This is a genomic window from Hydrogenophaga sp. (assembly GCF_018780075.1).
Taxonomy (GTDB): domain Bacteria; phylum Pseudomonadota; class Gammaproteobacteria; order Burkholderiales; family Burkholderiaceae_C; genus Hydrogenophaga.
This window is the reverse complement of sequence record NZ_JADMKB010000161.1, coordinates 1-15142: the sequence shown is the minus strand read 5'-3', so window position 1 is coordinate 15142 and position 15142 is coordinate 1. Positions and strand designations below refer to the sequence as shown.

Here is a 15142-nt window from a genome sequence, read left to right as displayed (position 1 = left end):
GGGGGAGGGCGGGGCATGCTGGCCATTGCGGCCCACTTCCGGTACATCAGCAAGAACGGCCTCCTCGGCATGGAGAACGAACAGGGCGAGGTCCTGCAAGGACGGTCCGCTGTCTACGAGCTGAGCGACGAGTGGCGCTATGGCGGCAGCCTGATTGGAGACGAAGGACAACGGCGCGAGGCGTTCAACATCATGCTGTCCATGCCACGCGGTACGGACCCGCTGATCGTCCAACGGGCGGCGAGCGAGTTTGCAAAGGCCGAGCTGGCCAACCACAAGTATGTGATGGTGCTGCACGACCACCAGGCGAACCCGCACGTGCACCTCAGCGTGAGGGCAGAGTCGATCTACGGTAAACGGCTCAACCCGCGCAAGGCCGACCTGCAACGGTGGCGCGAGACCTTTGCCGAGAAACTGCGTGGCTATGGGGTGGAGGCCGAAGCCACCCGGCAGGCCACACGGTTCCAGACCAGGAACTCGGAACATCTTTGGCGGCTGAAGGCCAGGGAGGACGGGCGGCTGCGGAAAGCCAGACCTGAAGACAAGAGCAGCCCGAAATCGCGGACCACCCGTACAGAGGCGCTGCGTGCCTGGTTGCACATTGGCCAGGCCCTGGCCAAGTCACCGGATACCAGAGATGTGAAGCTGGCTGCCGCAATCGCAGCATTCATTCAGGATGCTTCGGCGACCTGGGCACCAACCAGACCTGGTCAGGAAGTGGGTCGAGGGGCTGGGCGCTCAGCGCCGATTGTTGCAAGGTCGATTGACGACATTGTTGGGCAAGCATCTGCTTCACCGGAGCGTTCGAAGTCCGTACCCGATGTCGGCAGGGAAACATGGCGCGCAGATTCTTCAACCGGTCCGGAATTTCATCGTTGAGGTGTTCACACACCAATGCAAAGAGATCGCCCCAGATGGAACCTGCGATGTCGCTGGGATGGCCATTTGTCCATCGCTTGTGGAAGCCCATCGACTGACCTAAAATGCATGAAATTTCAATGAAATTACAGTTGTTATGACCACCGTTTTTCATTCTCCAGAAGCCCTTCGTGGTGCCGCCGCCCAGCTTGCGGGCGAGCTGCATGCTGGCCGGGTTTATCGGCGGGAGGATCTTGCCCACCTGTCCACGGCGGTGGACAGGCATCTGCGAAAGTTGGTGGCCAGCGGTGCACTCAAGAAGCTGGCGCAGGGGCTGTATCACGCACCCAAGGCTTCGAGCTTTGGACCAATCCCGCCGGCCGATGAGCAGGTCGTGGGCGGATTTCTGCGCGACAAGGATTTTCTGGTTTTTTCGCCATCGGCCTACAACACCGTGGGATTGGGCACCACGCAGCTTTACAACCGCACCCTGGTTTACAACCACAAGCGCCACGGCGTTTTCAGGCTGGGCAATCGCCAGTTCGACTTTCGTGTGAAGCCGCGGTTTCCCAAGAAGTTGACGCCGGAATTCCTGTTCGTGGACTTGTTGAACAACCTGGACGAACTGGCTGAAGACCGCGATGCGGTGCTGCAGCAGGCGCGCAACAAACTGCCGTCTTACGACATGACACGCCTGCAACGTGCCGTGGACAGCTTTGGCAGCATGGCCACACGCAAGCGCGTCAGGGAGTGGAAGGGTGCCTGAGTTTCTGCACGAACGGCGGGACTTTGACCAGCTTCTGGCAGTGGTGGCTGATGCACGCGGACTCGACCCTTCGCTGGTGGAGAAGGACTACTGGATCATGCATGTGCTCTGGGGTCTGCAAGCGCAGGGCTTTCAGTTCGAGCTGAAGGGCGGCACCTCTTTGTCCAAAGGCTTCGGCGTCATCCACCGTTTCTCCGAGGACATCGATATCCGAATCGAGCCACCCGCAGGCATGGCCGTGAAGACGGGCCGCAATCAGGACAAGCCGGCTCATGTGGCATCGCGCCGCGACTACTACGAGGCGCTGGCCGAAAGGATCCGTATTCCGGGCATCGACAGCGTGCAGCGCGACACGCTGTTTGACGATGAGAAGCTGCGCAGCGCTGGCATCCGTTTGGTCTATGGGCCGCACACTGCCGCGCTGGCCGGGGTCAAAGACGGTATTTTGTTGGAACTGGGATTCGATGACACGGCGCCCAATCGACCGGTCACTATCTCCTCATGGGCCTGGGATACCGCAAGAGAGCGTGGGGTGTCTGTGTTCGACAACCGGGCGGCCGGCGTGCTTTGTTATGCGCCCACACACACCTTCGTCGAAAAACTCCAGACCATTTCGACCAAGTACCGCCGGCTGGGCGAGTCACAAACCTTCCCGGGCAACTTCCTGCGCCACTACTACGATGTCTATTGCCTTCTGGGTCTGGAGGAGGTGCAGGACTTCATGCGGGAGCCCGCCTATCGCGTGCGCAAGGGGCAGCGCTTTCGTGCCGGTGACGAGCAAGTGATTGCCCGCAACCCCGCCTTTGTTCTCGCAGATCCTGCCCAGCGACAGCGCTTTGCCCAGGAGTACCGCAAGACCACAGCCCTGTATTACCAGGGTCAACCGCCTTTCGAATCGCTTCTGGAAAGGATTCAGCAGAACATTGATGCTATGTGACGCTGCCACAGGATCAAGCACGCTCACCCGGAGCTGCAAGTGGTGGTGCAACCGGGACACAAGCCAAGCATGCCGAGCAATTTCGGAAACGAGTCGGGACACGGAGTCCGAACTGGCGCCAAGCGGGCAAGTGGTCAGAGCGTCAGTCGCGCCAAAGCTGCTGCCGCGTGGTCGGCACGCAAGTGCCCGTAGTGGCGTTCAATCATGGCGACGCTGGTCCCACTAAGCTGAGCGACGGTGAGCAAGTCAAGGCCGCCTGTGACGAGGTCCGTGATAACGCTGTGGCGGATGGTGTAGGCGGTCACGTTGGACGATAGATCGGCCGCAGCTGCTGCCTCCTTGATCGGCCCCTTCCATGAGTCCTTGTTCCACGCTTTGCTGTCCGCGCGGCAGAAGATCGGTGACAGTGCGAGCCGATCTCTGCACAAATCGGCGAACTCGCTAGCGGTGGCCTCGGGCAGCTTGATCTTTCGATCTCTCCCGGCCTTGTCCTTTCCAATCGTGAGAACCGATAGGCGCAGATCGAATTTTTCGACGGTCAGTGCCGCCAAGGCTCCAGGCCGCAAGGGAACTGACGACAGGCCTCGCAAAAAGATGGCAACGTCTTGGGCAGCGTGTTTGATCAACGACCTGCGTTGGTCCCGGTCCAGAAAAACATCACGTCGTCCATCTGCGTTTTTGCTAGGTCGGAGTGCAACCCGCCACGCCATGTCGGTGGTGACGCTGCCTGCATCGTGAGCGAAGTTCAACGCAGCGCGTAGCGCCGCAATGTCGCGGTTAACGCTGGCAGCGGACCTGGGACGTGTGATTGGGGTATCGCGCTTGTCACGGTTGACGACGACGGGGGTCTTCGCCATCTCATTGCGCCAAGTCTCAATACGGGTTTTGTTCAGTTTTTCCAGATCAAGCGCAGCCAGATTCTTGTTGCAGAAGACCCACCTTTTGAAGCGCATGTCGAGGTCGTCGGCGGGCTTGTCGCCGCGGGTGGAGCGAACGTGCTTCACGTAGCGCTCACAAGCCGTTCGGACGGTCACGGACTCAGCAGTTCCGCCCTTGCCGAGATGCGCAAACCATTGCTCGGCCGCTCGCTTTGCAGTGTCATAACGCTGCGAAGGTGGCATCTCGGCGTACTCGCCGAAGCTGCGCTTCTGCTGCTTGCCCTTGTCGTCCCGAAAACGAGCCAACCAAGTTCCGGTCGATGTCGGAGTCATCTTGCGAAAACCAAGGTAGCAGCCATTGCTGAGCTTCAACCAGTGCGGCTCGTGCTGAGGCTTCAGTTTGTCTCTTGCCTGAACGACGCCAAGTGCCGGCATCCTGGGTCTCCATTCAAGTGAGATCAAGTCTCACGACAACAGCGAAATGGACGAGATCTGGTGGGGAAAAAGTGGGAAAAACTTCGATGGAATTATAGAGACAGTTTGGGACGGTTTACCTATGAAAGCGATGTCCCGTAACGTCCCAGAAAGTCCTATTTCCCGTCATTCACACGGCAGGGGTCGCAGGTTCGAACCCTGCACCGCCCACCAGACGGAAAACCCCGTAAGTTCCAGGACTTACGGGGTTTTTTATTGCTCCTACCAGCGCGGGGTGGCAAACCGTTGCACCAGAAAGTCCATCAAGGCGCGCACCGCGGGCGACAAGTGCTTGCGTGAAGGGTAGAGCGCGTGGATGGCCATGTCGGGTGGTTGCCAGTCGGACAGCACCGCCACGAGCGTGCCATCGGCCAGGTGCGGGTTGGCCAGGTAGGTCGGCTGCAGTGCCACACCGCCGCCCGCCAATGCCGCTTGCAGCAAGGCGGTGGCCTCGTTGGCGCTGAGCTGGCTGCGCACGCCGACCCGGCTTTGTTCCTCCCCACGGGTGAGGGTCCACACGCTCTTGCCGAAGTTGACAAAACTCAGGCACCGGTGGTGTTCCAGATCGGCCGGCGTGGTGGGTGTGCCATGTTCCGCCAGGTAGGCCGGAGAGGCCACCAGCGCCGAAGCGCAAGGCGCCAGCACGCGACCGATCAAGGCGGGGTCGGGCTCGGCGCTGATGCGGATGGCCAGGTCCACGCGGGCCTCGACCAGGTTGAGTGCACCTTCGCTGGCGTTGAGGTCGATCTTGAGCTGAGGGTGCAGCTTCAGGAAATCGGCCAGCGCGGCCGCCATCTGCGCATAAGCCAATGAAATGCTGCAGGTCACGCGCAGCTGTCCGCGCAAGGCGGTGTCGTGGCGGCTGGTTTCCTGCTCCACATCGTCCATCAGCGCCAGCATTTGCTGGCTGCGGCGCAGGCAGCTCTCGCCCGCGTCGGTGAGCGTGACGCTGCGGGTGGTGCGCTGCAGCAGGCGCGCGCCCAGCCACTGTTCCAGCGTGCCCACGTAGCGCGTGACCATCGCGCGCGACATCTCCAGCTGGTCGGCCGTGGCGCTGAAGCTGCCGCTCTCGGCCACCGCCACAAACACCCGCATGGCGGTCAATCGGTCCATGATTTGATCGATTTGTGAAACATATATGGCCGGATTATGCGATTTATCTGTTCGAATATTGAAACTACAGTTGATCCCAGCGCTGAAAAGTGCCCCTCAATCACATTCAACTGGAGCCTCTCATGATCCGCACCACCGTCGTCGCTGCCTCGCTGGCCATCGCCTTCACCGCCGCTCAGGCCGCCCAGCCCCTGAGCGTCAAGGTGTACAACGCCGCCGGCAACAGCTTCAACGTCAACTCGACCCTGGTCTATGGCGAAAAAGAGGCCATGGTGATCGACGCCGGCTTCACGCGCGCCGACGCCCTGCGTATCGCCGCCAATGTGCTCGACAGCGGCAAGCGGCTCACCACCATTTACGTGAGCCAGGCCGACCCGGACTACTACTTCGGCGTCGAAACGCTCAAGGACATCTTCCCCCAGGCCGACGTGGTGAGCACGCCCGCCGTGCTGGAAAAACTCAACGCCAAGATGGCGGGCAAAGTGGCGTTCTGGGGTCCCAAGATGGGCGTCAACGCGCCGCGCAAGCCGGTGGTGCCGCGCGCGCTCGCGGGCAACAGCCTGACGCTCGAAGGTCAGACCATCGAGATCCGTGGCACGCAAGGCCTGCTGGCCCATCGCCCCTACGCATGGATCCCGTCGATCAAGGCCGTGGTGGGCAACATCGGCCTCTTCGGCCACGTGCACGTGTGGACCGCCGACACGCAAAGCGCCGCCGAGCGCGCCGCTTGGGTGGCCCAGCTGGACGAGATGGCCGCGCTTCAGCCCGAGCTGGTGGTGCCCGGTCACATGAAGGCTGGCACCGCCGTGGACGCCAGCGCCATCACCTTCACCAAGGACTACCTGCAGACCTTCGAGAAGAACCTGGCGGCGAGCAAGACCGGCGCCGAGCTGATCGACGCCATGAAGAAGTCCTACCCGCAGGTGACCGACGGTGCGATGTCGCTGGACATCGGCGCCAAGGTCAACAAGGGCGAGATGAAGTGGTGAGGAGATCAACCATGAGCGACGCGCCGGGCCGTTCCCAAGCCAGCTCGCACCGCAGCCCGCAGGGCGAAGGTATTCCAGTGGGCACCACCGTCACTTACTTGTTCGATCCCCTGTGCGGCTGGTGCTATGGCGCCTCGCCTGCAATCCAGAGGCTGGGGCAGCACAGCGGGATCACGCTGGAGCTGGCCCCCACGGGGCTGTTTGCCGATGGCGGCCGGCGCATGGACGCGGCCTTTGCCGAGTTCGCCTGGTCCAACGACCAGCGCATCGCCCAGCTCACGGGCCAGCGCTTCACCGAGGCCTACCGCCAGAACGTGCTGGGTCGCCACGGCAGCCCCTTCGATTCGACGTCCATGACGCTGGCCCTCACCGCCGTGTCGTTGACCGAGCCGCAGCGCGAACTGGGGGTGTTGAAAGCACTGCAGGAGGCGCGGTACGTGGCGGGACTGGACACCGGCCATGCGCCGGTGGTCGGCGCGCTGCTGCGCGGTCTGGGCCTGGAGGCGGCGGCCGACCGGCTCGCTGCACCCGACGCCGCGCTGAGGGAGCGCCACGCGGCGCGCCTGGGCCAGGCCCGTCGCCTGATGCGGACGCTGGGCGCGCAGGGTGTGCCGGGCCTGGTGGTGCACCGCGCGTCGGGCGACCGGCTGCTGGGCGGTCAAACGCTGTACGGTGACGTTGATCAACTGATCGGCCAGATCGTGGCCGGCTGAAGGAGCGAACCATGGGCGTTCTTCACACCGTGCTGGACCACCTGCACGCCGGGCGCTGGACCGAAGCGCACAACCTGGTTCAGAGCGACGGCTCCGAGCTCGGCGCCTGGCTGCACGGCATCGTGCACACCGTGGAGGGCGACCTGGAGGACGCCGAATACTGGTACACCCAGGCCCACCGCCACTTCCGCAGCCGCGGGACCTTGCCTGAAGAGCTGGAGCGCTTTGCGCGCGAGCTCGCGAACGCACCGGAAGGTGTGCCGCCCGACGATGGGGCTGCGCCCTAGGCGGGTGTGACGCGTTTGGAGGATGGAGGCGGGGACGTGACCGCGGCCTCGCCACAGGGGGCGACTTCGTCACCGGCGCTGCGCGTGCTCCCGCACCGGACAACCTGACCGCTGGCACACCTCACGCAGAACTGGGTCAGTGCGTCGCCTTGAGCCGGGTCCCGCTGAGCGTGATGCCGTGTGTTCTGGACCGCGTCTGTGCGTGCCCGTTGGCGCCCGACGCCATGGGGTGATTCAATCCGTTTCAGCGTGAAGGCGCGCGCGCCCCCTACAGTGTGGTCCCTATGCCCAGAACCGACGACGACCTGTCTCCCATCGCGCCGCTGCGCCTGCCGGTGTTCCGCATGTTGTGGACCACCTGGCTCATGGCCAATGTGTGCATGTGGATGAGCGACGTGGCGGCGGCCTGGATGATGACCTCGCTCACCACCACGCCGCTCTGGGTCGCGCTGGTGCAGACGGCCTCCACCCTGCCGGTGTTCCTGCTGGGGTTGCCCAGCGGCGCGCTGGCCGACAGCCTGGACCGCAAGCGGTTCTTCCTCTTTACGCAGCTGTGGGTGGCGGTGGTGGCGTCGATCCTGAGCGCCTTCATCTTCCTGGACGCGATGACCCCGGCCCTGCTGCTGGCGCTGACGTTTGTCAACGGCATCGGCATGGCGCTGCGCTGGCCAGTGTTCTCGGCCATCGTGCCCACGATCGTGCCCCGGAACCAGTTGCCGGCGGCGCTGGCGCTCAACGGGGTGTCGATGAACGCGTCGCGCATCATCGGCCCGCTGGCGGCCGGCGCGCTGATCGCCAGCGCCGGCAGTGCCTGGGTGTTCCTGCTCAACGCGGTGTTGTCCGTGGTGGCCGCGGTCATCATCAGCCGCTGGAAGCACGAGCACAAGTCACACCCGCTGGGGCGCGAGCGCCTGGGCTCCGCGATGCGTGTGGGCCTGCAGTACGTGGCCCAGTCCTACCACCTGAAGGGGGTGCTGCTGCGCATCTCGATCTTCTTCTTCCACTCGACCGCCCTGATGGCGCTGCTGGCCCTGCTGGCGCGCGGCATGCAGGGCGGCGGCGCCGGCACCTTCACCCTGTTGCTGGCCGCCATGGGCTCTGGCGCCATCGCGTCCACGGCGTTCCTGCCCGGCTTGCGCCGCCGCTATCCACGCGACGGTCTCATCCTGCGCGGCGCGGCCCTGCAAGCCGCCGCCATGGCGACGATGGCCTGGACCGACCTGGTCTGGGTGGCGGTGCCCGCGATGTTCCTGGGCGGCGCGGCCTGGATCACCACCGCCAACACGCTCAGCGTCTCGATCCAGATGGGCCTGCCCGACTGGGTGCGCGCGCGCGGCATGTCCATGTACCAGATGTCGATCATGGGCGCCAGCGCCCTGGGGGCCGCGATCTGGGGCCAGGTGGCCACCTGGACCAGCGTGCCGGTGAGCCTGGGCATCGCGGCCGGGACGGGGCTGATCGCCATGTTTCTGGCCAACCGCCTGATGCCCGATTCCGGGCTGGAAGACGACCTCACACCCAAGCGCATTTTTCCCGCGCCCCAGATCCACGAGCCCCCACCCCGGGGCCATGTGATGGTGATGATCGACTACCGCATCGACCCGGCGCGCGCGGCCGACTTCCGGGAACTGATGCTGGGCGAGGGGCGCCGCAGCCGCCTGCGCCACGGCGCCTTGTCGTGGGAGCTGCTGCACGACATCCACGAGCCCAGCCGCTTTGTCGAGGTCATCGTCGACGAGTCCTGGAACGATCACCTGCGCCGCTTTGACCGCGTCACCGCAGCCGACGTGGCGTTGCGCGACCGCAAGCTGGCCTTCCACCTGGGCGAGGAGCCGCCTCGCGTCACCCGCAGCCTGATGGAAACGACGGTGAAGGCCCCCTGAACCTCGCTTGGCGGCCTATCGCGGCACGATGAAGGTCGAGGGCTCCCGGACGGGCGGGAGCGACGGATGGGCCGGATCGCTCACCTCGAAGTGGATGTCGATGATCTCGCCCGCCTTCGGGGCCGCGACCGCCTGGGGCATGTGGGCGGTCACCGTGAAGGTGTGGGCCTGGGCGGGTGGCAGGACCACCGTGGACGGACCGAGCAGGCCTACCCCGCTGGACGGCTCAACGGCCACGTTCAACGACCGTGCGCGGTCCGAGGCGTTCATCAGCTGCAGGATGTACACGTTCTCCACCGCGCCCAGCTCTACCGTGCGCGCCATCACGCTGCGGTCGCGCACGACGTTGAGCCGCACCTCGGCGCGCGTCAGGAAGGCGGTGGTCATGCCCGCCATGGCGATCAGGAGCAGCGATCCGTAGACCACCACGCGCGGTCGCCAGAACCGGTTCAAGGACCACCCGGGCTTTGAGGTGTCGCCACCCAGCTCCCGCAGCGAGGCCATGCGGATCAGGCCCCGGGGCGCCCCGATCTTGTCCATCACCTGGTTGCAAGCGTCGATGCACAGCCCGCAACCGATGCAGGCCGCCTGCAGGCCGTCCCGGATGTCGATGCCCGTCGGGCAGACCTGCACGCAGAGCGTGCAGTCGATGCAGTGTCCGGCGGATTTGGCGCGGGTGTCGCTGTCCGCGCCGGCCCGGCGCGGCTCGCCCCGGCGGTGATCGTACGCCACGTTCAGCGTGCGTGGGTCCATCAGCGAGCCCTGGAAGCGGCCGTAGGGGCACATGTGCAGGCACACGCTCTCGCGCAGGAAGCCAGCATTGCCGTAGGTGGCCAGGCCATAGAAGCCGATCCAGAAGCTTTCCCAGGGGCCGAGTTGACCGGGCACGGCGAGGGCCAGTTCACGGATGGGCGTGAAGTAGCCCACCAGCGTGAAGCCGGTCCACAGGGCGAGCAGCGCCCAGGCCAGGTGTTTGCCGCCGCGCCGCAGCAGTTTCTGCGCGTTCCAGGGGCCGCGGTCCAGCCGAAGGCGGGCCTGGCGGTCGCCCTCCGTGCGGCGCTCGATCCACTGGAACAGCGCGGTGTACACCGTCTGCGGGCAGACGAAGCCGCACCACACGCGACCGGCCACCGTGGTGGCAAAAAACAGCAGCAGGGCGCTGATCACCAGCAGGCCAGCCAGGTAGATCAGGTCCTGCGGGTAGAGCACCGCGCTGAACAGGAAGAAGCGGCCGGCCTCCAGATCGAACAGCACGGCCTGGCGGCCGTGCACCGTCAGCCAGGGCAGGCCGTAGTACACCAGTTGCGTGATCCAGACCATGGCCCAGCGCCAGCGGGTGAACATGCCCGTGATCGAGCGCACCTGGATCTTGTCTTCGGCGGGCCGGTTGTTGACCGGGACGATAGGGATGGTGCGGGAGGTCATGGTGTTCCGATGTTCAAGGCAGGGGTGCGGGGGCGGCAGGGCGCCAGGGCCTCGGCCACAGGCGCCAGGAGGTCGGCCAGGCCGTGTGCGCCCAGCCACTCGTCTTCCCGGAAGAAGACCCGGTTCAGGCGGAGCGAGGCCAAGGCGTGTCCGAGGGGCGGGGGCAGGACAGACAGGCCGTCTTCCTCGCTGCGCAGCAGCACCCAGCCCGCGTTGCCGTCGCCCAGGCGCACCGGGGCGACCAGTGAAAAACCTTCCCAGGGCAGGTTGGGCACCCCGTGAAAAACGCCGCTCAGCAGCCAGCCCCGGCCCGTGTTTTCAGCGGCCAGCTCCCTGCCGCCCGGGGGCAGCGTGGCCGCCCGGGTGCCGCTCAGAAAATCGGGCAGCCAGAATTCCCGCAGCCCCACGTTGGCGGTCTGCACCAGCGCCTCGATGGCCAGGCGCTGCGCCCACAGGACCGCTGCGGCGGCCGGGTCCTGCCGTTGCAGAAGCCCGGCGGCATGCGCCAGATCGTCGAGGCCGCCGCCGTTGCCGCCCAGATGGCGGGGCACCGCACAGCGCAGCAGGCCGGAGTCCACCACCCGCTGCAGGGGAGAGCGTGAGGCTTGAAGCGCGTTCACAACGGGAGCGGTGCCAAGGAGTCCGGTGTCGGTGAGCATGGCCATGATGGTGGCCTTGTGCCATCTGATTGCACAGATTCAGTTGAAATGAAATCAGACCGGATCAGATGGGGCTGTCCTTCGCATCTGATCCGCTGTTTCGGGAAAAAAGAGCCGCTTCTGTGTCGGGTAGCCGTGGGTGGCGCGCGGATACTCGTGCCATGTCTGATTCACCCACTCCGCGGCGGCACTGGCCCGCCCGACCCTTCAAAGCCTTGCTGGCCATGGCCGGCCTGGTGGCGCTGCAATGGCTTGGCGATGCCTTCGTGGCGCGAACCGGCTGGCCGGTGCCTGGTTCGCTGGTGGGCTTGCTGGTGCTGCTGGCGGGGCTGGCGCTGTGGGGGCGCGTGCCCCAGGCCCTGGACGATGTGAGTGCGCCGCTGTTGCGCCACCTGATGCTCCTGCTCATCCCGTCGGTGGCTGCGGTGGGCCTGTACGCCGGCCTGCTGGTGCAGCACGCGGTCGCGTTCCTGCTGGTGTCCGTGGGGGTCACGGCCCTGACCATCGTGGCCACCGCCTGGACCCTGCAGCGGCTGCTGAAGCGGGTGCGGCCTTGATGCTCTGGTCGGCGATCACGCTGGCGGCCTACCTGGCCGCGCTGTGGCTGTACCGGCGCAGCGGCCACCACCTGCTGTGCCTGCCCGTGCTCACCGGCACGGGCCTGGTGCTGGCCGCGCTGGCGCTGGCCGGCACCGGCTACCCGGTCTACGCCGAGGCCACGCGCGTGCTGCGCTGGCTGGCGGGGCCAGCCGTCATCGCCCTGGCCGTGCCCCTGTACCGGCAGGCGACCCTGCTGCGGCGGCTGGCCTTGCCCTTGCTGGCGGCGCTGGCGGCGGGTTGCCTGGTGTCGGTGCTGGGCACCGTGGCACTGTGCGTCCTTCTGGGCACGCCGATGTCGTTCGCGCTGTCGCTGGCGCCCAAGGCCGCGACCATGCCCATGGCCTTGCTGGCGGCCGAGCGCGCGGGCGGTGTGCCCGCGGTGGCGGCGATGGCCGTGGTGGCCACGGGGGTGCTGGGCCCCTTGCTGGCGGGGCCGCTGCTGCGCTGGTTGCGGGTGGAGGAGGGGCCCGAGGGCGGTGCGGACGGCGAGGTCGTGCGCAGCTTCACGCTCGGCCTGGTGGCGCACGCCATCGGCGTCGCGCGGGTCTTGCAGACGCACCCCGGCAGCGTGGCCTTCGCGGCCCTGGCCATGGGCCTGAACGGTGTCGCCACTGCGCTGGTGCTGGCTGTGCTGTCGCGCTGGCTGTGAGGGGGCCGCTGCGGGATGCCCTGCCGGCGGACCCACCGCTGGCGCCGGGTGGCTTTCCGGCCACTGCACCCGCCATCTGCGCTGTAACATTCCCAGGAACCTGGACCTGGGAAGCTCAGATGAACGGCACCCGCCTGACCCGATACCAACAGCTGGCCGAAGACATGGCCGACGCCATCCGCGCCGGCCTGCTGCGCCCGGGCGAACGCCTGCCCTCCGTGCGGGTCACCTGCGAGCAGCGGCGCGTGAGCCCGTCCACCGTGTTCCAGGCCTACGGGCACCTGGAGTCGCTGGGGCTGATCGAGGCGCGCCCCCGTTCAGGCTACTTCGTGCGCGCCACGCGCCGCCCGCTGCGAGCCGGCCCCGAGCCGGCGCCCCCGCGCAGCGAGGCCACGCCGGTGGCCATCAGCGAACTGGTGTTCGACCTGCTGGGCTCCACCCGCGACGCCGACGTGGTGCCGCTGGGCTCGGCCTTTCCGGCTGCGCACCTGTTCCCGTTCGACGAACTCGCGCGCAGTGGCGCGCGCGCCATGCGCCGCCTGAAGGCGAGCCAGATCACGGGCGCGCTGACCGCCGGCGACGAGGGCCTGCGGCTGGCGCTGCGCAAGCGCTACGCGCTGCAGGGCGTGGCGCTGGCGGACAGCGAACTCATCATCACCAACGGCGCCATGGAGGCGCTCAACCTCTGCCTGCAGGCGGTCACGAAACCCGGCGACGTGGTGGTGGTGGAGTCGCCCACCTTCTACGCCGCGCTGCAGGCGCTCGAACGCCTGCACCTGAAGGCGGTGGAGGTGGTGACCGACCCGAAGGAGGGCGTGGACCTGGCCGCGCTGGGCGAGCTGCTGGCCCGCCAGAAAGTGGCGGCCTGCTGGTTCATGCCGAGCTTCCAGAACCCGCTGGGCGCGCTGATGCCGGTGGCACGTCGCCAGGCCCTGGTGGCGCTGCTGGCGCAGCACGGCGTGCCGCTGATCGAAGACGACGTGTATGGCGAGCTGCACGCCGGCGTGCGCCGCCCGCCGCCCGCCAAGGCGTTCGACCAGCAGGGCGGGGTGCTGCACTGTTCGTCGTTTTCCAAGTGCCTGGCCCCGGGCTACCGCGTGGGCTGGGCGGCGGCTGGGCGCTACGCGCCGCAGGTGGAGCGGCTGAAGATGATGACCTCGCTGGCCACCGCCATCCCGCCGCAGCTGGCGGTGGCCGATTACCTGGCCCAGGGCGGCTACGACCGCCACCTGCGCCGCCTGCGCGAAGCCCTGGCCACGCAGCAGGCCCACGCGCTGAAACTGGTGGAGCGGCACTTCCCGGCCGGCACCCGCGTCACCCGGCCCGAAGGGGGCTACTTCATCTGGGTCGAGTTGCCCCCCGAGGTGGACGCGCTGGCGCTGCACCAGCGCGCGCGGGCCTGCGGCATCAGCACCGCGCCGGGCGTGCTGTTCTCGGCCGACCACCGCTTCACCCACCACCTGCGGCTGAACGTGGGGCACCCGGGCGATGCGCGGTTTGACGGGGCGATCAGGACGCTGGGGCGGCTGGCGGCGGACCTGCAGTCGGGCCGCTGAGGGTTCCTGGAACGCCGACTTGCATCAGCCCGGCTCGCTCAGCTGATGGCCCCAGCCTTCCACCGTTTCCCTGATCAGGCGGGCCACGATCTTGCTGGCCGGCGTCAGCTGACCCTGTTTGGGCAGCGACAGCGTGACGTGGCGCCGGCAATCGGGGTTGACGATGCGGGCCGCCTGCAGCCGCCCTGACCGCAGTTCGTCGGCGATCGAAAACGGGCCCAGCAGCGAATACAGGTGGGCGGTGTGGGCCACCAGTTCCTTCTGCACCCGCAGCGAGTCGGCCTCCACCTCCGCCAGAAGGCTGAAGCCCTTGCCGCGCGCAGTTTCGTCGAGCACCGAGCGCCAGTGGGCCGGGCGGCGCGGCAGCACCAGGCGCAGCCCTTCGAGGCGCGTGAAGTCGACCGTCTCGCCTCGGGTGAGCGGGTCGCCCGGGCGTGACACCAGGTAGGTGCCCACGGTGGCCAGCAGCTTTTCGTCCTCGCTGGCGGGTTTCTGGTAGCGGAACAGCACCGCCATGTCGACGCTGCCGGTGTCGAGCAGCGCGTCCAGCTCGCCCCCCTGGCCTTCGCGGATGTTGAGCTTGATCTTGGGGAACTCGGCCTGCAGGCGCAGGTAGAGCCGGGTCATCAGCGGGTGCGCCGCCGAGGGCAGGATGCCCAGCTTGACTTCGCCCATCGGCACGCCGGCGTCGGTGCGGATGTCGGCCAGCAGCTGGTCGGTGTCGCGCACCCAGCCGCGCACGCGGGTTTCGATGTGCTGCCCCAGGTCGGTCAGCACCACGCCGCGCCCGGTGCGCCGGAACAGCGCGCCCCCGCAGGCCGATTCCAGTTCGCTGATCTGGCGGCTGATGTGCGACTGCACGGTCTGCCGCTGTGCCGCGGCCTTGGTGAAGCTGCCGAGTTCGGCCACCTCCAGGAAGAGCCGGAAGTCGTTCGGGTTCATGCGGGTGCTCCACAGGTTTTGATATGCCAATCAAGGTATGTCTGAAATGCCAGTTTGCATTCTATTCAGATGACTGGTGCCTCCCTAGACTCCAGCCCCATCAACACCGCGCTCCCCAAGAGCGCCTTCATGGAGACACACCACATGCGCTTTGTCAGCTTTGAAAAAGAGGGTCACGCCAGCTACGGCCTGGTCGAGGCATCGGGCCACTACCGGCGCGTGCCCGCCGCGTTCCAGGCCCGGTTCGCCGACCTGAAAGCGGTGATCGCCGGCGACGCGCTGGCGGCCGCTGCCGAAGCCGCTCGGGCCAGCGGCGAGACCCTGGCACCCGAGCAGGTGCGCCTGCTGCCGGTGATCGCCAACCCCGGCAAGCTGATCTGCGTGGGCCTGAACTACAAGAGCCACGTGGCCGA

General features: G+C 66.7%; 16 protein-coding genes. 11 read left to right on the top strand and 5 right to left on the bottom strand.

Features of this window, described 5'->3' with window-relative positions:
- The 3 genes from IV088_RS24340 to IV088_RS24330 all read left to right on the top strand — a co-directional run.
- On the top strand, positions 1-879 hold an 879-nt coding region (locus tag IV088_RS24340), incomplete at its 5' end, for a hypothetical protein (RefSeq protein ID WP_291107118.1).
- A 136-nt stretch (positions 880-1015) separates the two neighbouring features.
- Positions 1016-1624: a hypothetical protein gene (locus tag IV088_RS24335; RefSeq protein ID WP_291107115.1), complete on the top strand. Its 609-nt coding sequence runs from the start codon at positions 1016-1018 to the stop codon at positions 1622-1624.
- Positions 1617-2561 carry a nucleotidyl transferase AbiEii/AbiGii toxin family protein gene (locus IV088_RS24330; RefSeq protein ID WP_291107112.1) on the top strand — a complete coding sequence of 315 codons (945 nt, stop codon included), beginning with the start codon at positions 1617-1619 and terminating at the stop codon, positions 2559-2561. Before IV088_RS24335 ends, IV088_RS24330 begins: the two co-directional genes overlap by 8 nt.
- Before the next feature lie 134 nt (positions 2562-2695).
- Here IV088_RS24330 and IV088_RS24325 read toward each other — a convergent pair whose 3' ends face one another.
- Complete coding sequence (locus IV088_RS24325; RefSeq protein ID WP_291107109.1) at positions 2696-3874, bottom strand: tyrosine-type recombinase/integrase; 1179 nt, start codon at positions 3872-3874, stop codon at positions 2696-2698.
- A 261-nt stretch (positions 3875-4135) separates the two neighbouring features.
- On the bottom strand, positions 4136-5026 hold the full coding sequence (locus IV088_RS24320) for a LysR family transcriptional regulator (RefSeq protein ID WP_291107106.1): 891 nt from the start codon (positions 5024-5026) through the stop codon (positions 4136-4138).
- 122 nt (positions 5027-5148) lie between these two features.
- Here IV088_RS24320 and IV088_RS24315 point away from each other — a divergent pair, with 122 nt between their 5' ends.
- The 4 genes from IV088_RS24315 (at position 5149) to IV088_RS24300 (ending at position 8898) form a co-directional block, all read left to right on the top strand.
- Complete coding sequence (locus IV088_RS24315; protein WP_291107103.1) at positions 5149-6015, top strand: MBL fold metallo-hydrolase; 867 nt, start codon at positions 5149-5151, stop codon at positions 6013-6015.
- Positions 6016-6026: 11 nt separating this feature from the next.
- Complete coding sequence (locus IV088_RS24310; RefSeq protein WP_291107100.1) at positions 6027-6728, top strand: DsbA family protein; 702 nt, start codon at positions 6027-6029, stop codon at positions 6726-6728.
- 11 nt (positions 6729-6739) lie between these two features.
- Positions 6740-7015, top strand: coding sequence for a hypothetical protein (locus IV088_RS24305; protein WP_291107097.1), 276 nt, complete (start codon positions 6740-6742; stop codon positions 7013-7015).
- A 284-nt stretch (positions 7016-7299) separates the two neighbouring features.
- A complete protein-coding gene (locus IV088_RS24300) occupies positions 7300-8898 on the top strand; it encodes an MFS transporter (RefSeq protein ID WP_291107095.1) in 1599 nt (532 codons plus the stop codon).
- A gap of 15 nt (positions 8899-8913) precedes the next feature.
- On the opposite strand, the gene ccoG is transcribed toward IV088_RS24300, so the two are convergent.
- Positions 8914-10323 (bottom strand): cytochrome c oxidase accessory protein CcoG, encoded by a 1410-nt coding sequence (gene ccoG / locus IV088_RS24295; RefSeq protein WP_291107092.1) that lies wholly within the window; start codon positions 10321-10323, stop codon positions 8914-8916.
- Entirely contained in the window at positions 10320-10982 is a 663-nt protein-coding gene (locus tag IV088_RS24290; protein ID WP_291107089.1) for an acyl-CoA dehydrogenase family protein, read from the bottom strand. The genes ccoG and IV088_RS24290 overlap by 4 nt, the downstream gene beginning before the upstream one ends.
- A gap of 161 nt (positions 10983-11143) precedes the next feature.
- Here IV088_RS24290 and IV088_RS24285 point away from each other — a divergent pair, with 161 nt between their 5' ends.
- The 3 genes from IV088_RS24285 (at position 11144) to IV088_RS24275 (ending at position 13787) form a co-directional block, all read left to right on the top strand.
- Positions 11144-11539: a CidA/LrgA family protein gene (locus IV088_RS24285; RefSeq protein WP_291107086.1), complete on the top strand. Its 396-nt coding sequence runs from the start codon at positions 11144-11146 to the stop codon at positions 11537-11539.
- Positions 11539-12231 (top strand): LrgB family protein, encoded by a 693-nt coding sequence (locus IV088_RS24280; RefSeq protein ID WP_291107121.1) that lies wholly within the window; start codon positions 11539-11541, stop codon positions 12229-12231. The genes IV088_RS24285 and IV088_RS24280 overlap by 1 nt, the downstream gene beginning before the upstream one ends.
- A gap of 119 nt (positions 12232-12350) precedes the next feature.
- Entirely contained in the window at positions 12351-13787 is a 1437-nt protein-coding gene (locus IV088_RS24275) for a PLP-dependent aminotransferase family protein (protein ID WP_291107083.1), read from the top strand.
- Positions 13788-13811: 24 nt separating this feature from the next.
- Here the strand turns inward: IV088_RS24275 and IV088_RS24270 are convergent, their stop codons facing one another.
- Complete coding sequence (locus IV088_RS24270; RefSeq protein WP_291107079.1) at positions 13812-14729, bottom strand: LysR family transcriptional regulator; 918 nt, start codon at positions 14727-14729, stop codon at positions 13812-13814.
- 129 nt (positions 14730-14858) lie between these two features.
- Here IV088_RS24270 and IV088_RS24265 point away from each other — a divergent pair.
- Positions 14859-15142: Rv2993c-like domain-containing protein (locus IV088_RS24265; protein WP_291107076.1), on the top strand; the 284-nt coding region annotated here is incomplete at its 3' end.